At 32.0% G+C, this 26,121-nt stretch carries 28 protein-coding genes; 19 read left to right on the top strand and 9 right to left on the bottom strand.

What is annotated here, in order from left to right; all coding sequences use genetic code 11:
* Window positions 1–31: 31 nt before the first annotated feature.
* From BMZ09_RS08985 to BMZ09_RS08940, 10 genes are all read left to right on the top strand, one after another.
* Window positions 32–1,069 carry a YHYH protein gene (locus BMZ09_RS08985; RefSeq protein WP_090839680.1) on the top strand — a complete coding sequence of 346 codons (1,038 nt, stop codon included), beginning with the start codon at window positions 32–34 and terminating at the stop codon, window positions 1,067–1,069.
* A gap of 30 nt (window positions 1,070–1,099) precedes the next feature.
* The gene (locus BMZ09_RS08980; protein ID WP_090839678.1) at window positions 1,100–1,717 is read left to right on the top strand and encodes a hypothetical protein; all 618 of its coding nucleotides are present in this window, start codon (window positions 1,100–1,102) and stop codon (window positions 1,715–1,717) included.
* Window positions 1,707–2,687 carry a YHYH protein gene (locus BMZ09_RS08975; RefSeq protein WP_090839676.1) on the top strand — a complete coding sequence of 327 codons (981 nt, stop codon included), beginning with the start codon at window positions 1,707–1,709 and terminating at the stop codon, window positions 2,685–2,687. The genes BMZ09_RS08980 and BMZ09_RS08975 overlap by 11 nt, the downstream gene beginning before the upstream one ends.
* 3 nt (window positions 2,688–2,690) lie before the next feature.
* The gene (locus BMZ09_RS08970; protein WP_090839674.1) at window positions 2,691–3,308 is read left to right on the top strand and encodes a hypothetical protein; all 618 of its coding nucleotides are present in this window, start codon (window positions 2,691–2,693) and stop codon (window positions 3,306–3,308) included.
* Window positions 3,292–3,813, top strand: coding sequence for an EF-hand domain-containing protein (locus tag BMZ09_RS08965; RefSeq protein ID WP_090839672.1), 522 nt, complete (start codon window positions 3,292–3,294; stop codon window positions 3,811–3,813). Before BMZ09_RS08970 ends, BMZ09_RS08965 begins: the two co-directional genes overlap by 17 nt.
* Window positions 3,814–3,836: 23 nt before the next feature.
* Window positions 3,837–4,979 carry a YHYH protein gene (locus BMZ09_RS08960; protein ID WP_090839670.1) on the top strand — a complete coding sequence of 381 codons (1,143 nt, stop codon included), beginning with the start codon at window positions 3,837–3,839 and terminating at the stop codon, window positions 4,977–4,979.
* A gap of 71 nt (window positions 4,980–5,050) precedes the next feature.
* Window positions 5,051–5,887, top strand: a complete 837-nt coding sequence (locus BMZ09_RS08955; protein WP_090839668.1) for a YHYH protein — start codon at window positions 5,051–5,053, stop codon at window positions 5,885–5,887.
* An 88-nt stretch (window positions 5,888–5,975) separates the two neighbouring features.
* Window positions 5,976–6,485, top strand: a complete 510-nt coding sequence (locus BMZ09_RS08950; protein ID WP_245741125.1) for a toxin-antitoxin system YwqK family antitoxin — start codon at window positions 5,976–5,978, stop codon at window positions 6,483–6,485.
* Window positions 6,472–7,137: an SCO family protein gene (locus BMZ09_RS08945; RefSeq protein WP_090839666.1), complete on the top strand. Its 666-nt coding sequence runs from the start codon at window positions 6,472–6,474 to the stop codon at window positions 7,135–7,137. The genes BMZ09_RS08950 and BMZ09_RS08945 overlap by 14 nt, the downstream gene beginning before the upstream one ends.
* A 76-nt stretch (window positions 7,138–7,213) precedes the next feature.
* Window positions 7,214–8,311 carry a WD40/YVTN/BNR-like repeat-containing protein gene (locus tag BMZ09_RS08940; RefSeq protein WP_090839664.1) on the top strand — a complete coding sequence of 366 codons (1,098 nt, stop codon included), beginning with the start codon at window positions 7,214–7,216 and terminating at the stop codon, window positions 8,309–8,311.
* A gap of 186 nt (window positions 8,312–8,497) precedes the next feature.
* On the opposite strand, the gene BMZ09_RS08935 is transcribed toward BMZ09_RS08940, so the two are convergent.
* From BMZ09_RS08935 to BMZ09_RS08905, 7 genes are all read right to left on the bottom strand, one after another.
* On the bottom strand, window positions 8,498–8,944 hold the full coding sequence (locus tag BMZ09_RS08935; protein WP_090839662.1) for a hypothetical protein: 447 nt from the start codon (window positions 8,942–8,944) through the stop codon (window positions 8,498–8,500).
* 12 nt (window positions 8,945–8,956) lie between these two features.
* On the bottom strand, window positions 8,957–9,439 hold the full coding sequence (locus tag BMZ09_RS08930) for a hypothetical protein (RefSeq protein WP_090839660.1): 483 nt from the start codon (window positions 9,437–9,439) through the stop codon (window positions 8,957–8,959).
* A gap of 33 nt (window positions 9,440–9,472) precedes the next feature.
* Window positions 9,473–10,018 carry an RNA polymerase sigma factor gene (locus BMZ09_RS08925; RefSeq protein ID WP_090839658.1) on the bottom strand — a complete coding sequence of 182 codons (546 nt, stop codon included), beginning with the start codon at window positions 10,016–10,018 and terminating at the stop codon, window positions 9,473–9,475.
* A 278-nt stretch (window positions 10,019–10,296) separates the two neighbouring features.
* Window positions 10,297–12,126, bottom strand: coding sequence for an ABC transporter ATP-binding protein (locus tag BMZ09_RS08920; RefSeq protein ID WP_090839656.1), 1,830 nt, complete (start codon window positions 12,124–12,126; stop codon window positions 10,297–10,299).
* Window positions 12,127–13,857, bottom strand: coding sequence for a phospho-sugar mutase (locus BMZ09_RS08915; protein ID WP_090839654.1), 1,731 nt, complete (start codon window positions 13,855–13,857; stop codon window positions 12,127–12,129).
* Window positions 13,858–13,917: 60 nt separating this feature from the next.
* Window positions 13,918–14,883: a glycosyltransferase family 2 protein gene (locus BMZ09_RS08910; protein ID WP_090839652.1), complete on the bottom strand. Its 966-nt coding sequence runs from the start codon at window positions 14,881–14,883 to the stop codon at window positions 13,918–13,920.
* A 36-nt stretch (window positions 14,884–14,919) separates the two neighbouring features.
* Window positions 14,920–15,450, bottom strand: a complete 531-nt coding sequence (locus tag BMZ09_RS08905) for a DUF4199 domain-containing protein (protein ID WP_090839650.1) — start codon at window positions 15,448–15,450, stop codon at window positions 14,920–14,922.
* Between the two features lie 160 nt (window positions 15,451–15,610).
* Here BMZ09_RS08905 and BMZ09_RS08900 point away from each other — a divergent pair, with 160 nt between their 5' ends.
* From BMZ09_RS08900 to BMZ09_RS08880, 5 genes are all read left to right on the top strand, one after another.
* Entirely contained in the window at window positions 15,611–15,862 is a 252-nt protein-coding gene (locus BMZ09_RS08900) for a type B 50S ribosomal protein L31 (protein WP_090839648.1), read from the top strand.
* Window positions 15,863–15,996: 134 nt separating this feature from the next.
* Complete coding sequence (locus BMZ09_RS08895; RefSeq protein WP_090839646.1) at window positions 15,997–17,172, top strand: GlmU family protein; 1,176 nt, start codon at window positions 15,997–15,999, stop codon at window positions 17,170–17,172.
* Window positions 17,173–17,267: 95 nt separating this feature from the next.
* Window positions 17,268–17,984 carry a lysoplasmalogenase family protein gene (locus BMZ09_RS08890; RefSeq protein ID WP_090839644.1) on the top strand — a complete coding sequence of 239 codons (717 nt, stop codon included), beginning with the start codon at window positions 17,268–17,270 and terminating at the stop codon, window positions 17,982–17,984.
* A 9-nt stretch (window positions 17,985–17,993) separates the two neighbouring features.
* Entirely contained in the window at window positions 17,994–18,692 is a 699-nt protein-coding gene (locus BMZ09_RS08885; protein ID WP_090839642.1) for a lysoplasmalogenase family protein, read from the top strand.
* 42 nt (window positions 18,693–18,734) lie between these two features.
* Window positions 18,735–19,451 carry a lysoplasmalogenase family protein gene (locus BMZ09_RS08880; RefSeq protein WP_090839640.1) on the top strand — a complete coding sequence of 239 codons (717 nt, stop codon included), beginning with the start codon at window positions 18,735–18,737 and terminating at the stop codon, window positions 19,449–19,451.
* On the opposite strand, the gene BMZ09_RS08875 is transcribed toward BMZ09_RS08880, so the two are convergent.
* Window positions 19,448–21,064 (bottom strand): ABC transporter substrate-binding protein, encoded by a 1,617-nt coding sequence (locus BMZ09_RS08875; RefSeq protein ID WP_090839638.1) that lies wholly within the window; start codon window positions 21,062–21,064, stop codon window positions 19,448–19,450. The genes BMZ09_RS08880 and BMZ09_RS08875 overlap by 4 nt on opposite strands.
* A gap of 134 nt (window positions 21,065–21,198) precedes the next feature.
* Here BMZ09_RS08875 and mtaB point away from each other — a divergent pair, with 134 nt between their 5' ends.
* A complete protein-coding gene (mtaB, locus tag BMZ09_RS08870) occupies window positions 21,199–22,530 on the top strand; it encodes a tRNA (N(6)-L-threonylcarbamoyladenosine(37)-C(2))-methylthiotransferase MtaB (protein WP_090839636.1) in 1,332 nt (443 codons plus the stop codon).
* A gap of 49 nt (window positions 22,531–22,579) precedes the next feature.
* Here the strand turns inward: mtaB and BMZ09_RS08865 are convergent, their stop codons facing one another.
* Entirely contained in the window at window positions 22,580–22,876 is a 297-nt protein-coding gene (locus BMZ09_RS08865; RefSeq protein ID WP_177183523.1) for an N-acetyltransferase, read from the bottom strand.
* 123 nt (window positions 22,877–22,999) lie between these two features.
* Between BMZ09_RS08865 and BMZ09_RS08860 the strand changes: the two genes are divergently transcribed.
* Genes BMZ09_RS08860 through cls form a run of 3 tightly spaced genes read left to right on the top strand, consistent with a single transcriptional unit; the run spans window position 23,000 to window position 26,099 of the window.
* Window positions 23,000–23,659, top strand: coding sequence for an alpha/beta hydrolase family protein (locus BMZ09_RS08860; RefSeq protein ID WP_090839634.1), 660 nt, complete (start codon window positions 23,000–23,002; stop codon window positions 23,657–23,659).
* Between the two features lie 52 nt (window positions 23,660–23,711).
* Window positions 23,712–24,641: a lytic transglycosylase domain-containing protein gene (locus BMZ09_RS08855; protein ID WP_090839631.1), complete on the top strand. Its 930-nt coding sequence runs from the start codon at window positions 23,712–23,714 to the stop codon at window positions 24,639–24,641.
* A complete protein-coding gene (cls, locus tag BMZ09_RS08850) occupies window positions 24,642–26,099 on the top strand; it encodes a cardiolipin synthase (RefSeq protein WP_090839629.1) in 1,458 nt (485 codons plus the stop codon). It begins immediately after the preceding gene.
* Window positions 26,100–26,121 lie beyond the last annotated feature (22 nt).

Here is a 26,121-nt window from a genome sequence, read left to right as displayed (position 1 = left end):
AATAAAAACAACTTTAAAAGTAATAAATATCATGAAAAACACATTAATTAAAGGGGCTATAATCCCTGCTCTAATAGTAATTGTTGTCAGTTTTATTTCTTGCAGTAGCGATGATAATACTAACGCAACAGATACAGATACAGATACAGATACAGATTCTCAGGTGGTAGCAGTGGATGTAACTTACTTTACTACAGATAGTGGTTCTGTTACTATTACTACAGTACCTTGTACATTATCTGATGGTACAATAACAGATTGTTATCAAATTGTAACTAGTAGTGCGCCATCAGATCATGCAATGGGACCTTGGTGTCCGGATAATATAAGTGATACCTCAGACAATGGAGGGATTTGGTTAGAAGGTGGTACTGTTTACGATGTGGATGGTGCTTTTATAGAAAACCTTGCCACTTTTTATAACGACGATAATTGGATGATGTATGATGCCAACGGAGATGTTTATGTCACAGCAACAGAAGATGATTGTATTAATGCAGCAAATCCAAATGTAGGCGAGGAGTATGCAAATTTTTGTGTAGAGTGTCTTCCGTCTTACATCGCGGATTTAACACAAACATGGTTAATACCTATTACTCCAGTGCTTCAAGATGAAGCGGTACTATTTGCTACAGCAGGAGGCGCAGGAGGACCTGGAGGACCAGGTGGAGAACCTGTAGACGAGGTGCCATCAACACGTGGGCTAGCATTAAACGGTATAGAGTTTTCTGCACCAGCACCTACAGATAATATTCTTGCAGCATATACATTAGCACCTTTTGATGATGCAGGTGGGCATATTAACGTAAATCAAGGATATCACTATCATGCAGCTACAGGGTTTAGTACTAAAATAGTACAAGAAGATGGCCATTCTGCTTTAATTGGTTATGCTTTAGATGGACATGGTATTTTTGAGTTAGTAGATGAGGCTGGTAATTTGCCTTCGGATTTAGATGAGCTAAGAGGTCATACAGATGACAGCAGAGGGTACCATTATCATGTAGATGAAGCAGGTAATAATAATTTTATCAATGGGTTAAAAGGAGCTTACGCCATAAGCGAATAGGTTCAACGCTTTGAGTTAAAACATATAATTATGCTAAATAAATTTATATTAATTCTTTTTTTACTGATTGGTGTTTCAGCGAAAGCGCATCAGCCAGAAGTTTCTACGACTATGTTGGTTCAAAACGAAAATAACGTTTGGGTACTACAAATTAGTGCGTCTTTAACAGCATTTCAAAAAGAAGTCAGAACACATTTTCCTGAATATAAAACTCCGGAAGAATTTCAGGAAATGGTCTTAGAACACATTAAAAATAATTTGGTAATTACATTTAACGATAACCAAAACATTACACTTAGTAAGGGTGTTGTCAAATTAGGACATGAAACAAAAGTGGTTTATGAAATACTTGGAGTGCCTTCAGTTATAAAGACTGTTTCTGTTCAAAATACAGCATTTAAAGATATTTATAATAATAAAAGTGCTTTAGTCCTGTTAAAAGATGGCTTTAATAAAGAACATTTCGTTTTAAATAAAAAAAATAATCATAGACTAAAGTTAGCGAGTAAGGATAACAAGTTTGTTGTAGTTACAGTAAATGAAGCTAGCTTCTTTTCTCCTTTAATACTTTCTGCTTTATTAATGGTTTTAGGTTTAGGGATTTTATTAAAAGCAGTAATCTCAAAAAAAGTACAATATGAAAAATAAAACTCTAATTTTTGGATTAATAGTATCGGTTGTATTTTCTTTTATTAGCTGCAGCAGTGATGATAGTGATAGTATAAGTGCAGAAGATCAAAGTGATGATATAATCCAAGAAGCTTTTTTTAATGCGACATCGCTGGTGTCTTATGAGAAAGTAGATTGTACATTGGAAGATGGCTCGCAAGGAGACTGTTATCAATTAGTGTTTAGCAGTAATCCGGTAGAAAATGGTCCTTATTGCCCAACGACTATTGATGATGTTGGAGGATTAGGGATTTATGATGGTGCAACAAACCCAGGGTTTCAGGTCATGAAAGCTAGTTTGTTTAATGCAATGGAAGCTGATGGCTATGATATTGTGGATGATAATGGCGATATACATATCGATGATTTCAATTCTGGCGCAACAAATCCAGATTTTGCGTATTGTTTAGAAGCTGCTCCTAATAATAATTTATTGCTAACTTTTTTAATTCCAGCGACGCCAGTTTTAGCATCAAGTAACAACGTGATTGACACGGTAGAATTAGTTGGTTTGTCTTTAGATGGCGTACCAATTAATGGAGATCCACCATCTGTAGTCAATGGTCCCGGTGTTCCTGGAATCTCTGGTGGTAATATTCCTTCTTTAGATCCTTGTGGTGGTCATCATGATCCTGCAGGTTATTACCATTGGCATTTTGTGCCAGAAGTAATGAATCAAGTTTTAGAAGCTAACGGTATAGATGATGTTGCTTGTACATTAATTAACCAAGTGTCAGGAAGTCAGTTAATAGGTTTTGCTAAAGACGGATTCCCAATATATGCTTATCAAGTAGAACCTTCTGATTTAGATGAGTGTGGTGGTATTACTGCAAGTACTACAGAATATCCTGATGGTGTTTATCATTATGTAGCAAGTACAACAGACGCGCCTAATGTACCAAAATGTTTAAAAGGTGTCGCAGCGGTTAATAGTTTTTCATTCCAATAAATTATGAAAAAAAAGACCATTATACTGCTAATATTATTAGCTGTTTTTACTTCGGTGAGAGCACATAATCCATTGTCAGCAATGTATTATTTAGAAGTGAAAGAAGATATTAATATATTAAATATCAGTTTAAGTCAAAACGGTTTGAATGAAGCTTTAAAAAAACATTTTAGTAATTTGAATCTGGAAACACTATCAGCAGCGGATTATAAGCAAAAAGCAATTGGGTATATAAAAGATAATTTTAGTTTAATTGTAAATGGTGTTACAATTAAGCTTTTAGAAGGCGGAATAAAATTAGGAAACCATGAAACTGATTTGAAATTTATTATAGATCTTTTTCCTAAACATATCAATACATTGGATGTGCATATTGACGCTTTTAAAGAAAATAATCTGCATCAATCGGTGTTTTCAATTTTAATAGATAATAAAACAAGCAGAGTTATTTTAAATAAAGAAAATAACTATAAAGTCGCACTAGAATTTAGTGATAATAAAGCGATATTAAAAAAAGAAAAAATTAATAAAAGTTATCTATTTGTTCTTTTTCTGATTCCTGTAGTAATAGTTACAAATAAATATATAAAAAAATCAAACCAAAATGAAACACAATCTTAAAACAGTACTTACACTCTTTTCTATGCTATTATGTTTTAGCGTATTTGCTCAAGGACCTCCGGGTGGTGGTCAAGGCGGAAGAGGTGGCGGAAAAGGCCAAGATCGAGGTGGTAAACCGGATGCATCAGAGATTCTTTCAAAATTAGACACTAATAAAGATAAGGTTATCGATAAAGACGAAGCTGCAAATGATAAAAGAGGAAAAATAGCAGAGGATTTTGATGTTATTGATACTAATGGAGATGAGGTAATAGATTTGGATGAGCTTAAAGCTTCGTTAGACGGAAAGAAGCCTAAAAAGATTTCAGCTAAAAAACTACTTAAGGAAGTTGATGATAACGGAGACGGAACATTAAACGAATTAGAAGTTGCTGTTAAAAAGAAATTGGAATTAATGGATCATTTTAGTGAGATTGATACCAATAGTGATGGTGAACTAGATTTGGAAGAGCTAAAAACTTTTTATGATAATCAGGAGCAACCTAAACGTAAAAACAAAGATTAATTTTTATTAATTTAAACTAACAGATGAAACATATATTTAAAATTTTAGCAGTCGTAATTATAGGTCTTTTGTATGGTTGTAATAGTCAAAAAAAGACAACATCTCATAGTCATGATGGTTCAGAAAACCATTCCCATGACACAGAAAGTGTCGTTAAGTCTACAACTAATTATTACGGTAATTATGATTTAGAGGATGGTGCTTTTGGAACTAAAACTAAAGTGACTATTGTTGGAGATACTCGTGTAATGGTTACTAACTCATTACCAAATCATGAAACAGGAACCTTTCCTAATCCAGGTAACCCAAATACTATAGCATCTCAAAATATTACTTATAAATTTCCGGTAACACCAAAGTTCACAGGAAAAGCACAATGGATGAGAGAGCCAGGCGTTGCTTTAAACGGAATTAAATTTGAGCCTCAAACTGCAGAGGTGGTAGTTTGTGATACGGGAGAAAATTACCGTGTAGAGGCTATTCAAGATGTTATAGATCTTGGTTTAGATTTTAATCATGCACATGTACAACCAACCGGAGCGTATCATTATCACGGGACACCTACATCAATGATTTCTAAATTTGATAGCGGACAAGATTTAGTTCATATTGGTTTTGCACATGATGGTTTTCCTATGTATTATTCTAAAAGCGGACAATACAAACCAAGCTTTAAGTTATTAGATGGAACAAGAGAAGGAGAAGATTGTACTTATGATAATCCAAAGCAGCATATGGATATTGCTGTTGGTGGCCATCATGACGGGACATATGGCTCTGATTACGAGTATGTAGCTGGTTATGGAGATTTAGATGAGTGTAATGGTATTACTGTAGATGGTAAATATATGTATTTAGTGACTAATCAGTTTCCTTATGTTGGACGTTGCGTTATGGGAGAAGTAGAAACAGAGCAACAAGGACCACCAAATGGACAACCAAATGGACAAGGAGAACGACCAAACCCATCTCAAATAATAGAACAAATGGATGCTAATAATGATGGTAAATTGTCTGTTAACGAAGCTAAAGGCCCTTTAAAAGAAGACTTTTCAAAAATAGATAGTAATAGCGATGGTTTTATTACTAAAGAAGAGATAGAAAAGGCCTCAAAAAGTAGAGTGCAAAGACCACAAGGAGGACGTCCTCAAGGCGGAAGAAATTAATTTTGAAAAAAAGCGCAAGTTTTTTTTCTAACACGCATCTAAAGAATATAAACCACTAATAATTATATAAAATGAAAAACGTATTTAAATTATCTTTTTTAATATTAACCGCATGTGCAGTCTTTGTATCATGTAGTGATGATGACGCATCATCTAGTACAGATACAGATACAGACTCAGAAGGGACTACAGCAACGTTACATGCTGCTTTTGGCGAGTTTAGTACAACTAACACATCAATAGCACTAAGTGGTACAAATGTAACAATACAGACTAATGGATTGCCTGATCACACATCACCATATTGGTCAAATACAGTATCTAGATCTTTAGTTGGTCCTGGAGGAGAAACAATGACTACCGTTTCTAGTTCAAATCACGCTTTGTGGGTAGAGCCAACGGTAACAAGTTATGATCAAATGGCACCTGGAAATATTGATGATTTTAATGGGTCATATTCATTAACAGTATCTGCAGATCCACAACTAGCAAGTAGCTCTACAGCAACGGGGTTAGGTGCAATTGGAATATCAGTATCTGGATCAGTGATTTATAACGATGAGGAAGGACCAAATGTCCCTTTAGATAACGCAGTTGGATCTTTAGATTATACAGCAGCACATACAGGACCGCAAAGTTACCATTACCATTTAGAGCCTAAAGCTTGGTCTGATGATGACGAAGAGTTAATTGGTATTATAGCAGATGGTTTTTTTCTTTATGGACGTAAATGTAACGCTACAGGAACATACCCTACAGATTTAGACGTATCAGGAGGGCATACAAGTACTACACAACATACAACAACTGCAGAGTACCATTACCATATTGAAAACGAATTATATTTAAACGCATACTATATATTATTCCCAGGTGACTATCAAGGAACTCCAAGCAATATTCAATAAAAGCTGTTTTTTATTCAGTTTTATATTCTTTTTTAATTGCCAAGATAAAGCAGTTAAAAAGGACGTTGCAAGTAGTGCTCAAATTGGAATGTCTGAAGTCCTTATTCTTAAGTCTAAATTAGTCTTTAAACAAAACATAGGGCTTGTGTATTATCAAGACAAGCCTTTTAGTGGGGTTTCGGTTTTATATTATCCAAACGGTAAAAAAGCAGAAACTGTCGATTATATAAATGGAGAAAAAGAAGGCGCTTTTAAAAAATGGTTTCAGGATGGATTATTAAGCTTTGAAGCGTTTTATTCTAAAGGAAAATTAAACGGTATTTCTAGATCTTGGTGGTCTAACAGTAATTTAAGATCAGAGTCTATTTTTGTTAACGGAATTGCAAATGGGATTCAAAAACAATGGTATGTTTCTGGCGAAAAATTTAAACAGATGACTATTGTAAATGGTAAAGAAGAAGGTATGCAACAAGCATGGCGACGTAATGGTAAGATTTACAATAATTACGAAGCTAAAAACGGGCGTATTTTTGGACTAAAAAGAGCCAATTTATGTTTTCAATTAGAAGAAGAAATAGTTCAAGATGAAAAAATATAACCTAATAATTATAGCTCTAATTACACTTATCGTGTTAAGTTGTAAAGAGCAAGTAGAAGAAAAAAGTAGTAGGGTAGATGGACTTCCTTACTATAGTGACGCCAGTTTTACACCACATTGGTTGGATAGTAAAAGTGAAGCTTTAAGTACATTTCATAAAATACCTAAGTTTAATTTAACGGACCAAGATGGTCAAGAAGTTACAGAGAAGACGTTTGATAATAAAATTTATGTTACCGATTTCTTTTTTACATCATGTCCTGGGATTTGTCCAAAAATGACGGAAAACATGTCTGTTTTACAAGACGCATTTAAGGATGATGCTGAGGTTTTATTATTGTCACATTCTGTTACACCAGTAAAAGATTCTGTGTCAACATTAAAACATTACGCAGAAGGTAAAGGTGTTATTTCTAATAAATGGCATTTAGTAACCGGAGATCGAAAACAAATTTATGACTTAGGACGACAAGCTTATTTTGTTGAAGAAGATTTGGGGGGAGAAAAGACGGATGATGATTTTTTACATACTGAAAATTTTGTGTTAATTGATAAGGATAAACACATCAGAGGAATATATAATGGTTTAAATAAAACTGCTGTACAACAATTAATTGCAGATATTAAAACCTTAGAAATTGAAGATAAATAATTTTGGTTGATTATTTTTCAGGAAAGCTTCGCTGTAATGGTGGAGCTTTTCTATTTTTATAGAAATATTAAAATTTATGAAAAAAGTAATATACCTTGTTTTTAGTTTCTCACTAATAGTTGGTTTAGGAGGCTGTGGTGTTGGTAAATATAAAACGGTACCAAAACCAATTAAAACAACCTTTACTGCTGTTCAGATTGAAACGTTAATTGAAGATGATGCCTTAAATGTAAGAGCTATTGAAATAATGGATACTACAGGTTTGGTTTATCTTACATCTAATGGGCAATTTGGAATGTATTTTAATAAAAATGCAGCGGTTACTGATCAAGTAAAATCAGTATTTCCAATTACTGTAAAACATGATACTATAACGCCAAATTTTAGAGCTTTGGCAGTCACCAAAAACCGTGCGTTTGGGGTTAGTATTGCTTCTCCAGCATTGGTATTTAATTTGGATGTTGATTTACATAAAAATACTGTTGTGTATCAAGAAAACCATGAAAAAGCATTTTATGATTCTATGGAATTTTGGAATGACAGTGAAGGTATTGCAATAGGAGATCCTACGGACAACTGTTTAAGTATCATTATTACTAGAAATAGAGGGAAAACTTGGACAAAACTTTCGTGTGATGTGTTACCAAAAGCAAAAGCGGGTGAAGCTGCATTTGCAGCAAGTGATACTAATATAGCAATTGTAGGTGATAAAACTTGGGTAGCCACTGGTGGTAAAGCTAGTCGTATTTTATATTCTCCGGATAAAGGAAACACTTGGGAAGTCTTTGAGACGCCAATTATACAAGGCTTAGAAACAACAGGGATTTATAGTATAGATTTTTATGATGAAAATAATGGTTTTGCAGTAGGCGGGGATTACACCAAAGCAGATGATAATGTGGCTAATAAAATAAAGACTACTGATGGCGGAAAAACATGGCAACTTATGGCTGATGGTTCTGGACCAGGTTATAGAAGTTGTGTACAATACGTACCAAATAGTAATGCGCAGCAATTAGTTGTTATTGGTTTTAAGGGTATTGATTACAGTAGTGATGCTGGTAATACTTGGACGCATTTAAGTGACGATGGGTATTATACACTTAGATTTATAGACGAAACTACAGCGTATGCAGCCGGGAATAAAAAGATTAGTAAATTAACGTTTAAATAGACTGTTTTAAAAGCATAGTTTACAGCAATGTTTTTAAATAAAATCTATATCATTGGTTGAAATGGTTAAAGGGCGTCATTCTGAATTTATTTCAGAATTCCATAATTATTAACTCAAAGAATATAAGATTTAAATAAGTTAAGTTTAATGCAAAAAAAAAGAAGCCAAATGGCTTCTTTTTTTTTCTTATTTTTTATCGTTTCTATGTCTGTTACGATATTCTTGTATCATTTTTTTCTTGAATGTGCGTTCTGCCGAAAAAAGTAAAACTATTTTTTTGTAGCCAATTATTTTAGAAAGTTTATCTATGTAAACCTTATAACTCTGCACTTTTTCTTGTTCTAAGGCTTGCATTTCTTTTATTAAGGTTTCCGCGTCTTTATCTGTTAGTTTTTCTAAATCTACATCATTTCTTTTAGCAGTAGAAGTTTCACGTAGTTTGTGTTTTTCTGCTTCAAAATTATTGTAAACAGGCCAAAAAGCTTCCGCTTCTTTGGTGCTAAAGTTTAATTGTTCTGTAATATGCGCTACTTTTAACGCTTTTAGTTTTTCATGTTGCTTATCATGATCACTTTGTGCAATAGCACTAAAAGAGAATAGCAAGATTAATACTGTTATAATGTGTGTTTTCATAGCTGTTTTTTTTTAGTCTTGATATAAATCGTTTAACTCTATATCGTCTATATAATCATCGATTTCTATTAAATCGTAATTAATAAAATCATTTTGTGATAGTTCTGAAGTATCAATTAATAAATCAAGTTCATTAATTTCAATTTCATCTAAAATATAATTCTCTACCGTTGCTGTGTCTAAATTTTCAAGAGTAGGTGTGCTTTTAAAAAGATTTAGACTAAATAATAAAACAATAGCTGCAGCAATACTAGATACAGATGTAATTACTTTTTTACTAAACAAGTTAAAAACTTTTGGTTCAGGCTTATTTAGTTTAGCTACTATTGAGTCTTCAATAGTTTCAAAATAATTATCCGGAACTTTAAAACTAACGGTTTTAGAATGCGCTTCTAACTTAGCTTGCGTTAGGATAGCATCTTCTAAACCTTCAAAATAGTCTTTTGGGGCTTTAAATCCGGAATTGTTAATTGTATTTAGGTTTTCTTTTTTCATTCTATTACTAAGACTACTAAAATCTTAAATGGTTTAATTTGCTTTTAAATATGCTTCTATTTTCTTGGATGCTAGATGGTAAGATGCTTTTAAAGCGCCCTCGCTTGTGTCCAGTATTTCTGATAATTGACTGTATTTTAAATCCTGAAAATATTTCATATTAAAAACTAATTGTTGCTTTTCAGGAAGTGTTGCAATTGCTTTTTGTAATTTTAATTGAATGGCGTCACCTTCAAAATAAACATCAGATTGTAAGTTGTTAATTGTTAAATCTTGTATGTCCTGATTATTAATATCTTTTAATTTTGCGTTTCTTTTAAGAAGGGTTAAGGCTTCATTTGTTGCAATTCTATAAAGCCATGAGTATAATTTACTATCTCCTTTAAAGTTATTAATATTTTTAAAAACCTTAATAAAGGTATTCTGTAAAACATCATCAGCATCATCATGAGACTTTACAATATGTCGGATATGCCAATATAATCGCTCTTTGTAAAGCGATATTAAAGACTTAAAAGCAGCGTTTTTATCCTTATCAGATTGTAGTTGCTGCACTAAAATAGTTTCGTTGTCCGACATGTTAATTCTTAGACTCTAAAATAGCAGGAAAGTTTAATATACAAAAGAACTATTTGTTTAGTTTTTTAATAATCTGTAAGAAAGGTAGTTATGATAAAACTAAGCGGTTAAGTGTTGTTTTTTATCGATTAAACGTTGTTTTTTGCTGTTATTGAATAATATTACTTTATATTTACAGCATAGTTATTATTTTGTTGTTAGCCCCAAATCTAACATTGACTTAAAAAAAAAGGATAAACATATGTTTATCCTTTTTTAATGTATTCTATTTTGTAAAATTATTCAAAGCTTTGCATTTCTACTAGTCGCTTATACATACCATCTTTTTCTATTAATTGTGTGTGTGTACCTTGCTCTACAATTTGACCTTTTTGCATGACAATTATTTCATCTGCATTTTGAATAGTTGACAGCCTGTGTGCAATGACAATAGACGTTCTGTTTTTCATCATGTTTTCTAAGGCAACTTGCACTAATCGTTCGCTTTCAGTATCTAAAGCTGACGTTGCTTCATCCAATATCATAATTGGAGGATTTTTTAGTACAGCTCTAGCAATACTTAAACGTTGTTTTTGTCCACCAGAAAAATTATTTCCAGCATCACCGACGTTAGTTTCAATACCGTTTGGCAATTCGCTAACAAACTCCCAAGCATTTGCTATTTTTAAAGCATCAATTATTTGCGCTTCTGTAGCATCTGGTTTACCTATTAATATATTATTTTTAATAGTATCATTAAATAAGATAGAGTCTTGAGTAACAAGTCCCATTAAACTACGTAATGACTTTTTAGTGACGTTTTTAATATTTTGCCCATCAACAGTAATATTACCATCATTAATGTCGTAAAAACGTGTAACTAGATTTGCTATTGTACTTTTTCCACTACCTGATTGCCCTACAAGCGCTATAGTTTTTCCTTTTGTAACATTGATACTAAAGTTTTTTAATACATAGTCATCATCATATTTAAAGGAGATATTATCAACTTTTAATTCGCTTTCAAAACCATTTAAAACAGTAGCATTAGGTAAGTCTGGTAATGTGTCTTCTTCGTGTAAAATTTCAAATACACGATCAGCAGCAGCCATCCCATTTTTAACTTTGTAAGAGGCTTTACTTATTGCTTTCGCAGGTGTTAGTATTGCGTAAGCAAGTCCCATAAATGCTAAAAAGTCTGTTCCTTTTATAATGTTTTCAACAAGTACAAGTTGTCCACCATACCATAATAGTACCGCAATAGTTGCGATACCTAACACCTCACTTACAGGTCCAGCAAGATTGTTTTTTATACCTATTTTATTGGATAGTTTAAGGATTCTATTTGATGAATTTGTAAAATTATTAGAGAAAATATTTTCAGCATTATAACTTTTTACAATCTTTAGACCCGTTAAAGATTCTTCTACAATCGAAATTAATTTTCCTGATTCTTGCTGTGCTTTTAATGAGTTGCTTTTAAGACTTTTTCCTATTCTAGAGATTAGAAATCCTGCAAACGGTATAAATAATAAAACAAACAGCGTTAATTTCCAACTAAATGAAAACATGAATATTAAAGAAAATATAATGGTTGCAGGTTCTCTTACTATTAACTCTAGAGCAATAAAAAATGAATTTTGCATTTCGTTTATATCTCCTAAAATCCTAGCCATAACATCCCCTTTTTGTCTTTTAGAATAAAAGCTTAAAGGAAGTTTTATTATTTTCTGATACATATCTTTTCTTAGGTCGTTTAGAACCCCATTTTTAAGATACATCATGTGTTGATTAGCAAAATAACCAAATAAATTTTTAAGAATAAAAGTAGATATTACTAATGCAATTACAATAACTAATGCCATTTGTGGATTACCAGAATCTAAGTATCCGCTAACTTTATAGTTTAATAATTGCTCTCCATAGTTTTTTATGTCTGAAAGCCCAGTCCAAACTGGAGCTGTTGTTTCTGTAGTAGTTTGACCAAATAATACATTTAGCATTGGTATTAAAGAGATAAATGCTAACGCACTAAATAGCGCATATAATAAGTTAAAAAGCACGTTAAAAACGACGTGCTTTTTAAATTTTTTTATAAATGGTAAAAGTTGATGTATTATTTTTTTCATTTAGTTTAGCTGCATATCTTTTAATATAGCATCAATCTTGCTTTCCAATTTTTGTTCCGTAGCTTCAAATTCTGACACATTGTCTAATGTTGTGTTAACGCTGATGTAGAATTTTATTTTTGGTTCTGTACCACTTGGTCTTAACGCAATTTTACTACCATCTTCTGTGTAGTAAATTAAAACATTAGATTTTGGTATGTCTATTACAGTTGTTGTATTGTCTAACGTGTTTTTTGCTTCGGATAATTGATAGTCTTCAATCTTGATTACTTTAGATCCATTAACTGTTGTTAGTGGATTTTCTCTAGCATCAATCATCATTTGTTTGATTTCTTGAGCACCTTCAATACCTTTTTTAGTGATAGATATCAAACGCTCTTTATAAAAGCCATGTTTAGTGTAAAGTTGTATTAATTCTTTATAAAAAGTACTCCCTTTTGCTTTAGCTTGGGCTGCAATTTCGCATGCAAGTAAAGCAGAGGTTACAGCATCTTTGTCTCTTACAAAGTCACCAACCATAAAACCAAAACTTTCTTCTCCACCACCAATAAACTCTTGGTTAGGAAAGTCTTTAATCATTTTTGCAATCCATTTAAATCCAGTTAGTCCAATTTTGCACTCTACATTAAAGGCATCCGCAAGAGCAGACATCATTGGAGTAGATACAATGGTGCTTCCTATAAATTGATTATCATTTATTTTGTTTTTACTTTTCCATTGTTGTAATAAAAACTCGGTCATCATGACCATGGTTTGATTTCCGTTTAATAAAATCATTTTATTATCAAGGCCTCTTACTGCAACACCAACTCTGTCACTGTCAGGGTCTGTACCTATAACAATGTCACCATCAACTTTTTTAGCTAAATCTAAAGCCATTTTAAGTGCCTCAGGTTCTTCTGGGTTTGGAGATTTAACTGTTGGAAAATCGCCATTAGGCTCACGTTGTTCTTCAACAATATGTACATTTTTGTATCCAGCACGTTCAAAAGTTTCTGGAATAGTGGTTATTGACGTCCCGTGTAACGATGTAAATACAACGTTTAAATTGTCTTTATCTTTTTGAGGCGTGTCAAAACTTCCGTTTTTTACTGCTGCGTCAATAAATACGTTATCTACAGCTTCTCCTATATATTCAATTAATTCTGGTTTTGCTTCAAATTTAATTTCGGCATAATCAAGCGCATTAATTAGGTTAATAATTTCGCCATCTTGTGGTGGTACTAATTGTCCACCATCTTGCCAATACACTTTATAACCATTATATTCTGGTGGGTTATGTGATGCTGTTAGTACAATACCACAGTGGCATCCTAAATGTTTTAAAGCAAAAGATAACTCTGGAGTAGGGCGTAAGTCTTCAAATAAATAGACTTTAATATTGTTTGCAGAAAAAACATCTGCAACAACTTTTGCTAAACTCTTACTATTGTGTCTACAGTCAAAAGCAATAGCTACTTTAAGTGTTTCTCCAGGAAAAACTTGGTGCATGTAATTACTTATTCCTTGTGTGTTTTTACCTAAAGTATATTTATTTATTCTATTGGTTCCAATACCCATAACACCGCGCATACCACCAGTACCAAATTCTAAGTTTTTGTAAAAACTTTCTTTTAATTCTGTAGGCTCTACCGCGATTAGGTTTTTAATATAATCTTGTGTGTCTTTATCAAAAGCAGGTGTTAACCAGGTGTTTACTCTTTCTAAAAGTTTTGGGTCTATATGTCTCATTGTTATAAGTATTGATTGCAAAAATAAGAAATTGCAAAAAGGTTAATATTTAAGAAGCTGTTATTTAATAGCTTGGGCTTCTAAATTTAGGGATTCTTTGATTAAATAACGTTTTTTGTCTGATTTTTGACGTAAAATTATTTCGCCTAAAAATCCAGCAACAAAAAATTGCGAACCTAATATCATTGTTACTAACGCAAGATAAAAAGGTGGTCTTTGAGTAATTAGTCTACCTGTGGTGTTAAAAAATAGTTTGTCTATACCTAAATATATGGCAAAGATCAAACCTAAACCAAACATTATAACGCCTAATGCGCCAAATAGATGCATTGGACGTTTGCCAAATCTTGATAAAAACCAAATGGTAATAAGGTCTAAAAAGCCATTTACAAAGCGATCCATACCAAATTTTGTTTCGCCATATTTTCTAGCTTGATGTTTTACAACTTTTTCACCTATTTTAGAAAAGCCTGCGTTTTTAGCTAATACTGGAATATAACGGTGCATTTCGCCATTAACATCAATGTTTTTTACCACATTTTGGTGATATGCTTTTAATCCACAATTAAAATCGTTTAGTTTGACACCGGAGGTTTTACGTGCTGCCCAATTAAATAATTTGGAAGGTAAGTTTTTGGTTAGCTTATTGTCATAACGTTTCTTTTTCCATCCAGATACTAAATCAAAACCTTGCTTGGTTATCATGTTGTATAAGTCTGGTATTTCGTCTGGATTATCCTGCAAATCGGCATCCATTGTAATAATAACATCGCCCTTTGCTTTAGCAAAACCGGCGTGTAACGCTTGAGACTTACCAAAGTTTTTCAAAAATCTAATACCTTTAACGTTGTTGTCTTTTTCTTGAAGCGTTTCTATAGTTTGCCAAGATTGGTCTGTACTACCGTCGTCAATAAAAAGTATTTCATAAGAAAAACCATTGGATTGCATAACATTTGCAATCCAATGGTGTAATTCTGTTAAAGAGTCTTCTTCGTTAAGTAGTGGTATGACTACTGATATGTTCATAATTTAATTTGAAATATATTTTCAAATATAAAACTATTATAGGTCTTCGTTAGTTTTTTTCATTATTAATGAAATGATAAGTCCAATAACACTATATATTACTAATTGAATAAGTAATGATTGTATTACATTTCCGATTGCATATTGACTTGGTGCTTCTTCCATTTGTGATAAAGCTTCTGCGATAGATTCCTCTGGAGCGTTAAAGCCTCTCATCATTTCGATAGATTTTTCTATTACCAATTCTTTTAATGTAATTGCTGCTTCCGGATCTATAAAGTTAAAAATAATGATGCTTACTAAGCTACTTATAACAATACCAATAAGTACAGTAACAAAATAGGCTGTAAATGCTTCTTTAAAGCTGATATAACCACCCAAGGCATGCTTAGATTTAGAAATAGATATAATTCCAAATACAATTATCATAACAAATAAACCAATACCAAGCCACCACTCAGTTAAAATTTCTAAATTTGTTGCATAAGCAATAACGGTAATAGCAGCTAGTATTGCGCCTAGGTAAATACCAAAATTAGTTGCGATAGATTTAATAGTTTTTTCCATGTCTTTAATTGTTTTAGTTAGTTAATTACTTGTTAGTATAAATGTACGATAAAACGTTACAAAAATTAACAATAAAGTTTTTTACGAAATTAGTTGTTAGTTTGTAAAAAACGATTAAATTTGCACCTCGAATTTAGTTAAGATAAAAAAGCATTTAGCGATGAAAAAAGGTATACATCCAGAAAATTATAGAATGGTAGCATTTAAAGATATGTCAAACGATGACGTGTTTTTAACAAAGTCTACTGCAAACACAAGCGAAACTTTAGAGGTTGACGGTGTTGAATATCCAGTAATAAAAATGGAGATTTCTAGAACGTCTCACCCATTTTATACAGGTAAGTCTAAATTAATTGATACAGCTGGTCGTATTGATAAGTTCAAAACAAAATACGCAAAATTTAAAAAATAAGTTTAGCGCAAATTATATTTTAAAAGCCTTTCATTTTTGTGAAAGGCTTTTTTTGTTATCTAAATTTCGACTATTTTTGAGAAATCAATACAAAGGTTGGATTAAGACTTTTAACTATTAAATTACATTTTAAGATGAATTATATTCTTTTTGACGGACCAGTACGTAATCAATTACTTCCATTTACTTATACAAGACCAGTTGCAGATATCAGAGTTGGTATCTTAACTATTAGAGAAAAATGGGAATTATTTCTTGGTACAACTACAACAACGGTTACAGAAGACTATTTGTCTGATAAATATCCGATGGTCGAGTTGGAAGAAAATGTAATGCTTAATGCGTCTTATTTGCCAAATAGTGAATTAGTTGAGTTGATTTCAGGATTGAAAGAAAATCAAGCCATATTTAAAGGCGATGATATTATAGCTTTTTACACCACGGATACACAAGAAGATATAAATTTTGATACTTATGAAGCCATAGAATTTGATAAGGACGTTACAACTATAGAGCATACTTGGGATATTTTTTCTAAAAACGCAGACGCTATCCAACAGGATTTTGATTTAATTACAGATGGTAGAACATCTCAACCAATTCCGGTAAGCAATAATGTAATTGCTCCAGAACATATTTTTATTGAAGAAGGTGCTAAATTAGAATTCGCGACATTAAATGCAAGTTCGGGACCTATTTATATTGGTAAAAATGCCGAAATAATGGAAGGAAGTTTGGTTAGAGGACCTTTAGCTTTATGTGATAATGCTACATTAAAACTTGGTGCTAAAATATATGGTGCTACAACCATTGGACCACACAGTAAAGTAGGAGGAGAGGTTAATAACTCCGTGTTATTTGGGTATTCTAATAAAGGACATGATGGCTTTTTAGGGAATTCAGTTTTAGGAGAATGGTGTAATATAGGTGCAGATTCTAATAATTCTAACCTTAAAAATAATTATGTCGAAGTAAAATTGTGGGATTATGACACAGAACGTTTTGCTAAAACAGGACTGCAATTTTGTGGTTTAATGATGGGAGATCATAGTAAATGTGGAATTAATACCATGTTTAATACAGGTACCGTTGTAGGTGTTAACGCCAATGTCTTTGGTAGCGGTTTTCCAAGAAACTTTGTGCCAAGTTACAGTTGGGGTGGTGCTTCAGGATTTACTACATATTTAACATCTAAAGCTTTTGAAGTTGCAAAAGTTGTTATGTCTAGAAGAGGTATAGAATTCTCTGCAGAGGACGAAGCTATTTTAACGCATGTCTTTGAAGAAACTAAAAAATACAGAAAAGACTAATCGTATATTGATTATCAGTAATTAAACCACATTTAGTAAGGCTTTTGTGTTAATTTAAAAATTAAATTTTTATCTTAGATTCCCCAATAATCTATATGAAATTTATTTTTAAAAGTACATTAAAATTTTCTGTACTATACTTGTTGCTGTACCTTCTTGATTCTTTTTTTAAGAATAGTGAAGGGTTAGTTGTGTATAGGTACTTCTCAAAAACGCTTTTAAGTTTCAGTTTGCTTTTGTTTTATATTATTAATACAAAACAGAAAGATCAAAGAAAAAAAAAATTAATAGTAATAGCGCTGACTTGTTTTTTAATAGGGGATATTTTTTTTATCAGTGGAAATAGTGGGAATGCTATTAATGTTTTGATAGCTACAGCTTTATTTATTATAGCCAAAGTTTGTTATTCTGTACGCTTTTTTAATAATAAGGATTTTAAAATTTCAAAACTGATTCCTTTTTTGCTTTTTTGCTTTTGTTACATGAGTGTTATCATGTCTATTGTTTATAATGAGTTGGGGTTTTATTTTCTGCCATTATTGATATATCTTTTTGTTGTAATGATGTTAATGCAGTTTGCTTATTTAAGAAGTAATGAGGTTAACCTACAAAGCTTTTGGTATGTACTGCTAGGTGTTGTGGTGTCTATGGTAGCAGATAGTATTAATATTCTTAAAACATTTTATGATGCTGATATAGCCTATAATAAAATTACAATTATGTTTTTTTACTGCTTATCTCAGTATTTGATAATTCTTGGCGTTTTAAACGAAACAAAATCTACGAGTAAATTAAAGCCAATAAATGTTTAATTATACGCTATGACTAAACAGCTAATTTATTTTTCTATTTTATTTTTTTGTTTACTTAGTTTAGATATTTATACTAAGTTAAACTTAGACACTATTCCTTATAGATATATTAGTAAGTTTTTAACAATAGGTAGTTTAGTTACGTTTACAGTAGCATGTTTTTACAAGCGTAAGGATCTTAAAAACAATCTTTTAATTTATGGTTTATTTGTTTTTTTTATTGGCGATATTATAATTATTGACCATTTAAATATGGTTAAATTTTATGTTAGTTTATTACTGTTTGTGGCGGGTAAAATATGTTATACGCTAAAGTTTATGCATAAAGAGGATTTTAGTATAAATCGCTTGATTCCATTTTTTATAGTTTGTTTTTTATACGTTGCGATAGTGTATAATTTTATTTTCCCAAATCTAAAACTATATTTTATACCAATAACGTTGTACTTTTTTATTACTTTACTAATGACTCTTTTTGCATATATTAGAAAAGGTGTTGTAAACCGCAAAAGTTACTATTTAGTGCTTTGTGGAGTTGGTTTTTTTATTATTTCTGAAACTACAATGGTAATAAAAATGTTTTATGGTGATGTGTTATTTCAAGATTTTATAGTCATGTTTTGTTACGGTGCAGCCCAATATCTTATTGTTTTAGGATTAATGTTTGAAAATAAGATACTTAAGGTTGGAAATAGCACTATATTGTAATGCTCTTAAAATTGAAATAGTTTAAATTATTACCTACTTATAATGATTTCATTTTTTAAAAATAAAATTTACGTCTCAGCTTTGTTTTTTTTTGTTTTAGCTGTGGATATCTGTGTTAAATTTAGTGCTGACCCATTGCCTGCTAGATTTTTAACAAAAACCGCTTTGTTGTCTATTTTACTTTACTTTTTTATGGTTAATAAAAAAGAAAAGCATGTCAAAGACAAGTTTTTCTACATTGGTTTTCTGTTTTTCTGGATAGGAGATTTAGTCTTGTTATTATATGAAAACCCTATTTTGTACATAGCGGGTATGTCACTTTTTATAATCGGTAAGTTGTTTTACACCATCCGATTTTCGCATCAAAAGGACTTTGAAATGTCCAGTTTAATGCCCTTTTTTGTTGTTATTTTTATTTATATAGTTGTAATTGTATTGTTTGTTTACGATAACCTGAAAGACTTTTTTATACCAATAATCATCTACATTTTTGCATCTATGTTATTGGGTTTGTTTGCTTTTTTAAGAAAGGATTCGGTTAACAGAAAAAGCTTTTATCTTATTATGATAGCAGTCATAATTGGTGCGGGATCAGATTCAACCGCTGTTTTACAGTCGTTTTACGATTCAGAGTTACCCTATCATCAAATACTGGTTATGCTGTTTTACGCGTTGTTTCAGTATTTAATAATTCTAGGATTAGTGGAAGAGAAGGAGATTAAACATAAAGATTTATCTACTAAAACAGCATCTTTTTAATGTGTTTTATCTACGTATTTTAGTTCTAATAAATTGGTAGGATTACTCCCTAAACCAGTCACGTTTTTTTGAGAAAACCTAATAACTTCATCATAGTACAATGGTACAATGGGTGTGTTTTTAAGCACTAAACTGTCCATTTTGGTGTACAGCTTTATTCTTTCGACTTCATTTGTTTCCGTAAAGGCTTGCTTGTACCATGCGTCAAAAGTAGCGTTTGAAAAATGGGTGTAGTTAGGACCGTTTGGCGCAAAGTTTTCAGAATAAAATAACGATAGATAATTTTGTGCATCAGGGTAGTCTGCCACCCAACTGGCTCTAAATACATCTAATTTCCCATTTGCTTTTCCTTCTTTTAAAGTAGAAGCAGGTAAGACATCTACAGCCACAGTTAATCCTATTTTTGTTAACTCACGTTGTATGTATTCGCAAAAATTAAGGTAATTACTGGTTGTTGTAATAGTAATCTTAGGTGTTTTATTTGTGTTCTCTTTGTAATCTTTAATTAGTTTTTTTGCTTTCTCTGGTTGATAGGTATAACCAATAGTTGCATTATAGCCAGGTAATCCTTTTGGTATAAAACCTCCGGTTGCTGGAATACCAATACCATTACGCAGGTAAGTCATCATTTTTTGTCTGTCAAACCCGTAGTTTAGGGCTTCACGGATATTTTTAGATTGAATTTCATCTAAATCAGAATCCATATAAAACGCCAAATATTCTGTGTTTAAATAGGGACTTCGTATTAAATCGATAGTAGTTTGATATTTTGCTCTTAATAGTCCCTTGGTGGTTAAAATTTCATCTTGGTAAGACGCATCCAAACTATTTAAAAAATCTAAATTACCTTGGATAAATTGCATAAACTCACTTTGCTTATCTGGCAAAAAAGTGATGGCTACTGCTTCTAGATAGGGCAGGCTCTCACCGCTTTTATTTGTTTCAAAATAATTATTATTTTTTCTGAATACCAATTTGACGTTTTCTTCCCATCTTTTAAATTTAAAAGGGCCGGTACCAATTGGATTTGCTCTAAAATCAGTCCCATAATATGTTGTTATTTCTTTTGGGACAACACTACAGTATTTCATGGTTAGTAAGCCTAAAAATGCGGGGAAGGGTTGTTTTAGTGTGATATTAAATACGGAGTCATTTACGGCTTTAAAACCAGCTACTTTGTTAAAAATCCAACGTCCCGAAGAGGCTATTTTAGGATCTAAAATACGATTAAAACTGTACTCAAAATCATGTGCTGTAACTAGTCTGGTCGAGTCTTTTTTAAATAGTTTATGCTTGTGGAAGTAAACATCGTTTCTTAAAGTAAAGGTGTAATTTAAGGCGTTGTCAGAAATAGTCCAATGCTTTGCTATACTTGGCTTTACAAGCAAACTATCATCCATTTGGACTAAACCATTAAACAGTTGGTTTACCGCCCAGATATCTGCATTGTCTTTAGCAAAAGCAGGATCAAGAGAGCCAATGTTTTTGTGTTCGTTATATCTAAATACAAGATGATCTTTAGTAGTTTGCTTTTTATTAAAACAAGATGTTGCTAATAATGTAAAAGCAAGTAGACTAAAGTATGTAATGGGTTTGCTGTTAAAAAGAGTCATCAACTAGTTAATCATTATTTAAGCTTCCAAACACGTTTTTGGCTTAAAAAAAATACGTAATTTTGCAATCACAAATTTGTAATTACACTAGGTAAATATAAACATTCTTACTTAGCATTAAAGACTATTTTAAATTGAATACTAAAAAGAAAGTCGGCTTTTATACTTTAGGTTGTAAACTTAATTTTTCTGAAACCTCTACTATTGCACGATCGTTTAAGGACGAAGGTTTTGACCGTGTTGATTTTAACGATCCAGCAGATATTTATGTAATAAATACTTGTTCTGTCACAGAAAATGCTGACAAGCGTTTTAAAACAGTAGTAAAACAAGCACAAAAATCTAATCCAGAGGCATTTGTTGTCGCTGTAGGGTGTTATGCGCAGTTAAAACCGCAAGAATTGGCGGATGTTAATGGTGTGGATTTAGTTTTAGGAGCTACTGAAAAGTTTAAGATTACAGATTACCTAAACGATTTAACTAAAAACGATTTAGGAGAAATTCACTCTTGCGAGATTGAAGACGCTGATTTTTACGTTGGAAGTTATTCTATAGGAGACCGTACCAGAGCCTTTTTAAAAGTGCAAGATGGGTGTGATTATAAATGCACCTATTGCACAATACCATTGGCTAGAGGGATTTCAAGAAGTGATGAGTTGCAAAATGTAATTAGCAACGCAAAAGAGATTTCTTCAAAAGGGATTAAAGAAATTGTTTTAACAGGTGTAAATATAGGTGACTACGGTAAAGGTGAGTTTGGAAATAAAAAGCACGAACATACATTTTTAGAATTGGTTGAAGCGCTAGATCAAGTTGAAGGAATTGAACGTCTTCGTATTTCTTCTATCGAACCAAATTTACTAAAAAATGAAACCATAGATGTTGTTAGTAAATCTAGAGCATTTGTCCCTCATTTTCATATACCGCTACAAAGTGGAAGCAATGTTATTTTAAAAGCAATGCGACGTCGTTACATGCGCGAGTTGTATGTTGATCGTGTTATTAAAATAAAAGAAGTTATGCCACACGCCTGTATTGGTGTTGATGTTATTGTTGGTTTTCCTGGCGAAACAGAAGAGCATTTTTTAGAGACGTATAATTTTTTAAATGAATTAGATATCTCTTATTTACATGTTTTTACATATTCTGAAAGAGCAAATACGGTCGCTGCCGAATTGGATAATGTAGTGCCTAAAAATATTAGAACAAAACGTAGTAAAATGCTTCGTGGATTAAGTGCTAAAAAACGTCGTGCTTTTTATGAAAGTCAGATTGGAGCAACAAGAAAAGTGTTATTTGAATCAGAAAACAAAGCCGGTTATATACATGGTTTTACAGACAATTATGTTAAGGTAAAATCACCTTGGAATCCAGAGTTAGTAAACACATTACATGATATAGAACTTACCAAAATTGATGATGACGGATTGGTTAGATTTGATTTTGTTGAAGTACATTCAGCATAAAAAAACCGAAGCTAATAGCTTCGGTTTTTTGATTTTGATTTTAAATGTCTTAAATCCTAAGACCTACGGGTAGTAATTTTTTATATCTTCTATTACGTCTTATAAACTTTGCTATTTCTGGACTTGTAGGTACAACACTCAGGTTGCGTTCTTCTATATTGTCAAAAACAGTAGTTAAAAATTCTGCGACAAACTCCTCGTTGTCAAGCTCTTCTGGAAGAATCAGTTTTGTTAAAAAAATCTTTCGTTCTTGTAAAGAGTATTCAATTTTAGCAAAATGATCATCAATTTTAAGTTCAAATTGACGTAAAAAATCATTGTCAACTAACTCAGCTGCATCAATCATATCTATAAAGTTTTATTAATTATTCGGAGAGTTTCAAAAATAGTACCAAACTATTTTATAGCTTTACGGTGCAAATGTACGAATAAATCTAATAGCAACAGGCTTTGTTAGTGTTAAAACCTTATGAATCAGCAAGTAATACCGGTCTATCTAATGCCCGGAATGGCAGCCAATCCAACCATTTTTGAGCACATAAAATTACCGGAAGATCAATACAAAATTTATTGGCTAGAATGGAAGTTGCCAAATAAAAACGAATCGATTTCAAGCTACGCAAAACGGATGTGCGAAGATATAAATCATGACAATCCTGTATTGCTAGGGGTTTCTTTTGGTGGTATTTTAGTTCAGGAAATGAGTAAGCATATTGCAGTTAAAAAACTAATAATAGTCTCTAGTGTAAAGACAAAACATGAGTTGCCTAAACGTATGAAGTTGTTAAAAGCAACTAAAGCCTATAAAATACTGCCAACACAATTGGTAAGTAGTATAGATTTGTTAGCAAAATATGCTTTTGGTAATACTATTACTAAACGTATAGAGTTATATAAAAAGTACCTGTCTGTTAGTGATAAAGTGTATTTAGATTGGGCGATAGAGCAAGTAGTGTGTTGGGAGCAAGATCAACCAATGGAATCCGTTTTGCATATCCATGGAGATAACGATATGGTGTTTCCGTTTGCAAATCTAGGAGATTGCATTACTATAAAGGGTGGCACGCATATTATGATAATAAATAAGTATAAGTGGTTTAATGAAAACCTACCAAAACTAATCGCTTAAAAACAGAGCGATTTGAATAAAATTTTTTAAATTTAAAGAAAAAGATAAGAAGATGAAGATAGTACAAAAAAGTTTAGCTATAGTTGGGTTAGCAGCATTAGGGATGTTGTTTATTAATGCCTACCAAAATGCGCCAACTGATGAAAATTTTGAGAAACAAATCATAAACGATTACAATGTTTATGCTATACAAATGCCTAGTTATTTAGATTTTGCAGGAGAGGCTGTACCATTATCAAACCCGGATATTTATGAGCGTATGGATAAGGAGCTTTTGGTTAATACCTATTGGCAATCTAATGGATTATTAATGTTTAAACGTGCCAAAAAATATTTTCCAATTATAGAACCAATTTTAGCTAAACATGGTATTCCTGATGATTTTAAATACTTAGCTGTTATTGAAAGTGGATTAACAGATGCACGGTCTCCAGCAGGAGCTAGTGGATTCTGGCAAATAATGAAAGCTACTGGACGCGAGCACGGTCTAGAAGTTAATGATAATGTGGATGAGCGTTACAATCTTGAAAAAGCAACAGAAGTAGCTTGTGATTATTTATTAAAGGCTAAAAAGAGTTTAGGATCTTGGACTTCGGCAGCAGCCGCATATAATGCAGGTAATTATGGTATTTCTAAGCGTTTAAAAGCACAAGACGTTACTAGTTATTATGATTTGTTATTAGGTGAAGAAACGGGACGTTACGTGTTTAGAATTATAGCTTTAAAAGAAATTTTATCTAACCCAGATAAGTATGGCTTTAACTTTAGAGATAAAGATTTATATACAACTGTTCCAACGTATCAGGTAGCTGTAGACACGGCGGTAACTGATTTTGCAGGTTTTGCTAAGCAATTTGGAATTAACTACAAAATATTAAAATTACATAACCCTTGGTTAAGAGAGCCACATTTAAATAATAGCTCTAGAAAAGAATATTTTATTGATATTCCAAGAGAAGGTTATTATCAAACAACACCGTAGATGTTAGACTTTTTTAGTCAATATTGGTGGACAATTGCAATTGTAATCAACTATATATTAGTGATTATAGCTGTAACTACTATATTGTTTAAGTCAATAAACCCAACAAAAACACTAACGTACATTATTGTATTGTTAGTGTTTCCTTTTTTTGGGCTGATTGTATATTATTTTTTTGGTCAAGAGTACAGAAAAAATAAAATTTTTAATCGTAAAGATGTTTTAAATAACAAGCTTATTAAGTCCATAAATAAGGATTTAAAGATTGATCCTGAGACGCTATCTAGTTATGAAGCTAATATCGAAGAAGATCAAATCCGTTTAATACATTTGCTTCAGAGAAATGATAAATCGCCATTAACTAAATATAATAATGTCGAAATTATCATTAATGGAGAAAACAAGTTTCAATCTTTATTTAAAGATATCGAAAGTGCGCAACAACACATTCATATAGAATATTACATTTTAAAAGACGATAGGATTGGTACCCAATTTTTAGAGCTGTTATGTAAAAAAGCAAAGGAAGGGGTTAAGGTTAGGCTTAGTTTTGATGATGTAGGAAGTAAGATTTCATCTAAAATGAAAAGAAAGCTAATAGAAGCTAACATCGAGTTTTACGCGTTTATGCCAGTGTTATTTCCAAGATTTACTGGTAAGATGAATTACAGAAACCACAGGAAAATTGTAATTATTGATGGCGAAATTGGCTATGTTGGTGGTATTAACGTATCCGATACTTATGTTAACTATCCAGAAAGCAAAAGTTATTGGAGAGATACACACTTAAAAATAATAGGCGAGGCGGTTTTTACATTACAAACTCAATTTTTGACCAATTGGAATTTTGTATCAGAGACCACATTGGAGTTAAACCGTTCTTTTTTTCCTCAAAATAAAGTTAAGGATGTGCAACCTGTGCAAATAGCAGCTAGTGGTCCTGATACGGATTGGGCAAATATAATGGAGGCTATCTTCTTTGCTATTGTTACTGCAGAACACTATGTGTATATCACAACGCCATATTTTATACCAAATGATCAAATCATAACAGCCATGCAAGTAGCATCCAAAAGTGGAGTAGACGTGCGTTTATTAATTCCCGATCAATCGGATTCTTGGACAGCTAAGCATGCAACAAACTCTTATTTAGAGCAGTTATTAAAAGCTAATATCAAAGTATACAGATATGAAAAAGGATTTATACATGCCAAAACAATGGTTGTAGATGATGTTTTTACCACTATAGGAACCTGTAATATGGACTACAGAAGCTTTAATATTAACTTTGAAATCAATGCTTTGATTTATAGTAAGGATAAAGCAAAAGAAGCCAAAGCTATTTTTATGCAAGATTTAGAAGATGCTATTGTGGTCGATTATCAAGCGTGGGAAGAGCGCTCTAATTTTGAAAGAATACAAGAAGCCTATTGCAGGCTTTGGGCGCCATTACTATAAGTAAACTATGCTGTAAAAGAAA

Source organism: Olleya namhaensis (genome assembly GCF_900114005.1).
Taxonomy (GTDB): Bacteria; Bacteroidota; Bacteroidia; order Flavobacteriales; family Flavobacteriaceae; genus Olleya; species Olleya namhaensis.
This window is presented reverse-complemented; position numbering and strand designations above follow the sequence as displayed.

Coding starts and splice junctions, on each gene's coding strand:
- BMZ09_RS08925 (WP_090839658.1), bottom strand. CDS start 10,018: ATGTCGGACAACGAAACTATTTTAGTGCAGCAACTACAATCTGATAAG.
- BMZ09_RS08975 (WP_090839676.1), top strand. CDS start 1,707: ATGAAAAATAAAACTCTAATTTTTGGATTAATAGTATCGGTTGTATTT.
- BMZ09_RS08860 (WP_090839634.1), top strand. CDS start 23,000: ATGAATCAGCAAGTAATACCGGTCTATCTAATGCCCGGAATGGCAGCC.
- BMZ09_RS08935 (WP_090839662.1), bottom strand. CDS start 8,944: ATGAAAACACACATTATAACAGTATTAATCTTGCTATTCTCTTTTAGT.
- BMZ09_RS08880 (WP_090839640.1), top strand. CDS start 18,735: ATGATTTCATTTTTTAAAAATAAAATTTACGTCTCAGCTTTGTTTTTT.
- BMZ09_RS08905 (WP_090839650.1), bottom strand. CDS start 15,450: ATGGAAAAAACTATTAAATCTATCGCAACTAATTTTGGTATTTACCTA.
- BMZ09_RS08900 (WP_090839648.1), top strand. CDS start 15,611: ATGAAAAAAGGTATACATCCAGAAAATTATAGAATGGTAGCATTTAAA.
- BMZ09_RS08865 (WP_177183523.1), bottom strand. CDS start 22,876: ATGATTGATGCAGCTGAGTTAGTTGACAATGATTTTTTACGTCAATTT.
- BMZ09_RS08980 (WP_090839678.1), top strand. CDS start 1,100: ATGCTAAATAAATTTATATTAATTCTTTTTTTACTGATTGGTGTTTCA.
- BMZ09_RS08930 (WP_090839660.1), bottom strand. CDS start 9,439: ATGAAAAAAGAAAACCTAAATACAATTAACAATTCCGGATTTAAAGCC.
- BMZ09_RS08910 (WP_090839652.1), bottom strand. CDS start 14,883: ATGAACATATCAGTAGTCATACCACTACTTAACGAAGAAGACTCTTTA.
- BMZ09_RS08895 (WP_090839646.1), top strand. CDS start 15,997: ATGAATTATATTCTTTTTGACGGACCAGTACGTAATCAATTACTTCCA.
- BMZ09_RS08855 (WP_090839631.1), top strand. CDS start 23,712: ATGAAGATAGTACAAAAAAGTTTAGCTATAGTTGGGTTAGCAGCATTA.
- BMZ09_RS08945 (WP_090839666.1), top strand. CDS start 6,472: ATGAAAAAATATAACCTAATAATTATAGCTCTAATTACACTTATCGTG.
- BMZ09_RS08890 (WP_090839644.1), top strand. CDS start 17,268: ATGAAATTTATTTTTAAAAGTACATTAAAATTTTCTGTACTATACTTG.
- BMZ09_RS08950 (WP_245741125.1), top strand. CDS start 5,976: ATGTCTGAAGTCCTTATTCTTAAGTCTAAATTAGTCTTTAAACAAAAC.
- BMZ09_RS08875 (WP_090839638.1), bottom strand. CDS start 21,064: ATGACTCTTTTTAACAGCAAACCCATTACATACTTTAGTCTACTTGCT.
- BMZ09_RS08960 (WP_090839670.1), top strand. CDS start 3,837: ATGAAACATATATTTAAAATTTTAGCAGTCGTAATTATAGGTCTTTTG.
- BMZ09_RS08985 (WP_090839680.1), top strand. CDS start 32: ATGAAAAACACATTAATTAAAGGGGCTATAATCCCTGCTCTAATAGTA.
- cls (WP_090839629.1), top strand. CDS start 24,642: ATGTTAGACTTTTTTAGTCAATATTGGTGGACAATTGCAATTGTAATC.
- BMZ09_RS08965 (WP_090839672.1), top strand. CDS start 3,292: ATGAAACACAATCTTAAAACAGTACTTACACTCTTTTCTATGCTATTA.
- BMZ09_RS08885 (WP_090839642.1), top strand. CDS start 17,994: ATGACTAAACAGCTAATTTATTTTTCTATTTTATTTTTTTGTTTACTT.
- BMZ09_RS08970 (WP_090839674.1), top strand. CDS start 2,691: ATGAAAAAAAAGACCATTATACTGCTAATATTATTAGCTGTTTTTACT.
- BMZ09_RS08920 (WP_090839656.1), bottom strand. CDS start 12,126: ATGAAAAAAATAATACATCAACTTTTACCATTTATAAAAAAATTTAAA.
- BMZ09_RS08955 (WP_090839668.1), top strand. CDS start 5,051: ATGAAAAACGTATTTAAATTATCTTTTTTAATATTAACCGCATGTGCA.
- BMZ09_RS08915 (WP_090839654.1), bottom strand. CDS start 13,857: ATGAGACATATAGACCCAAAACTTTTAGAAAGAGTAAACACCTGGTTA.
- BMZ09_RS08940 (WP_090839664.1), top strand. CDS start 7,214: ATGAAAAAAGTAATATACCTTGTTTTTAGTTTCTCACTAATAGTTGGT.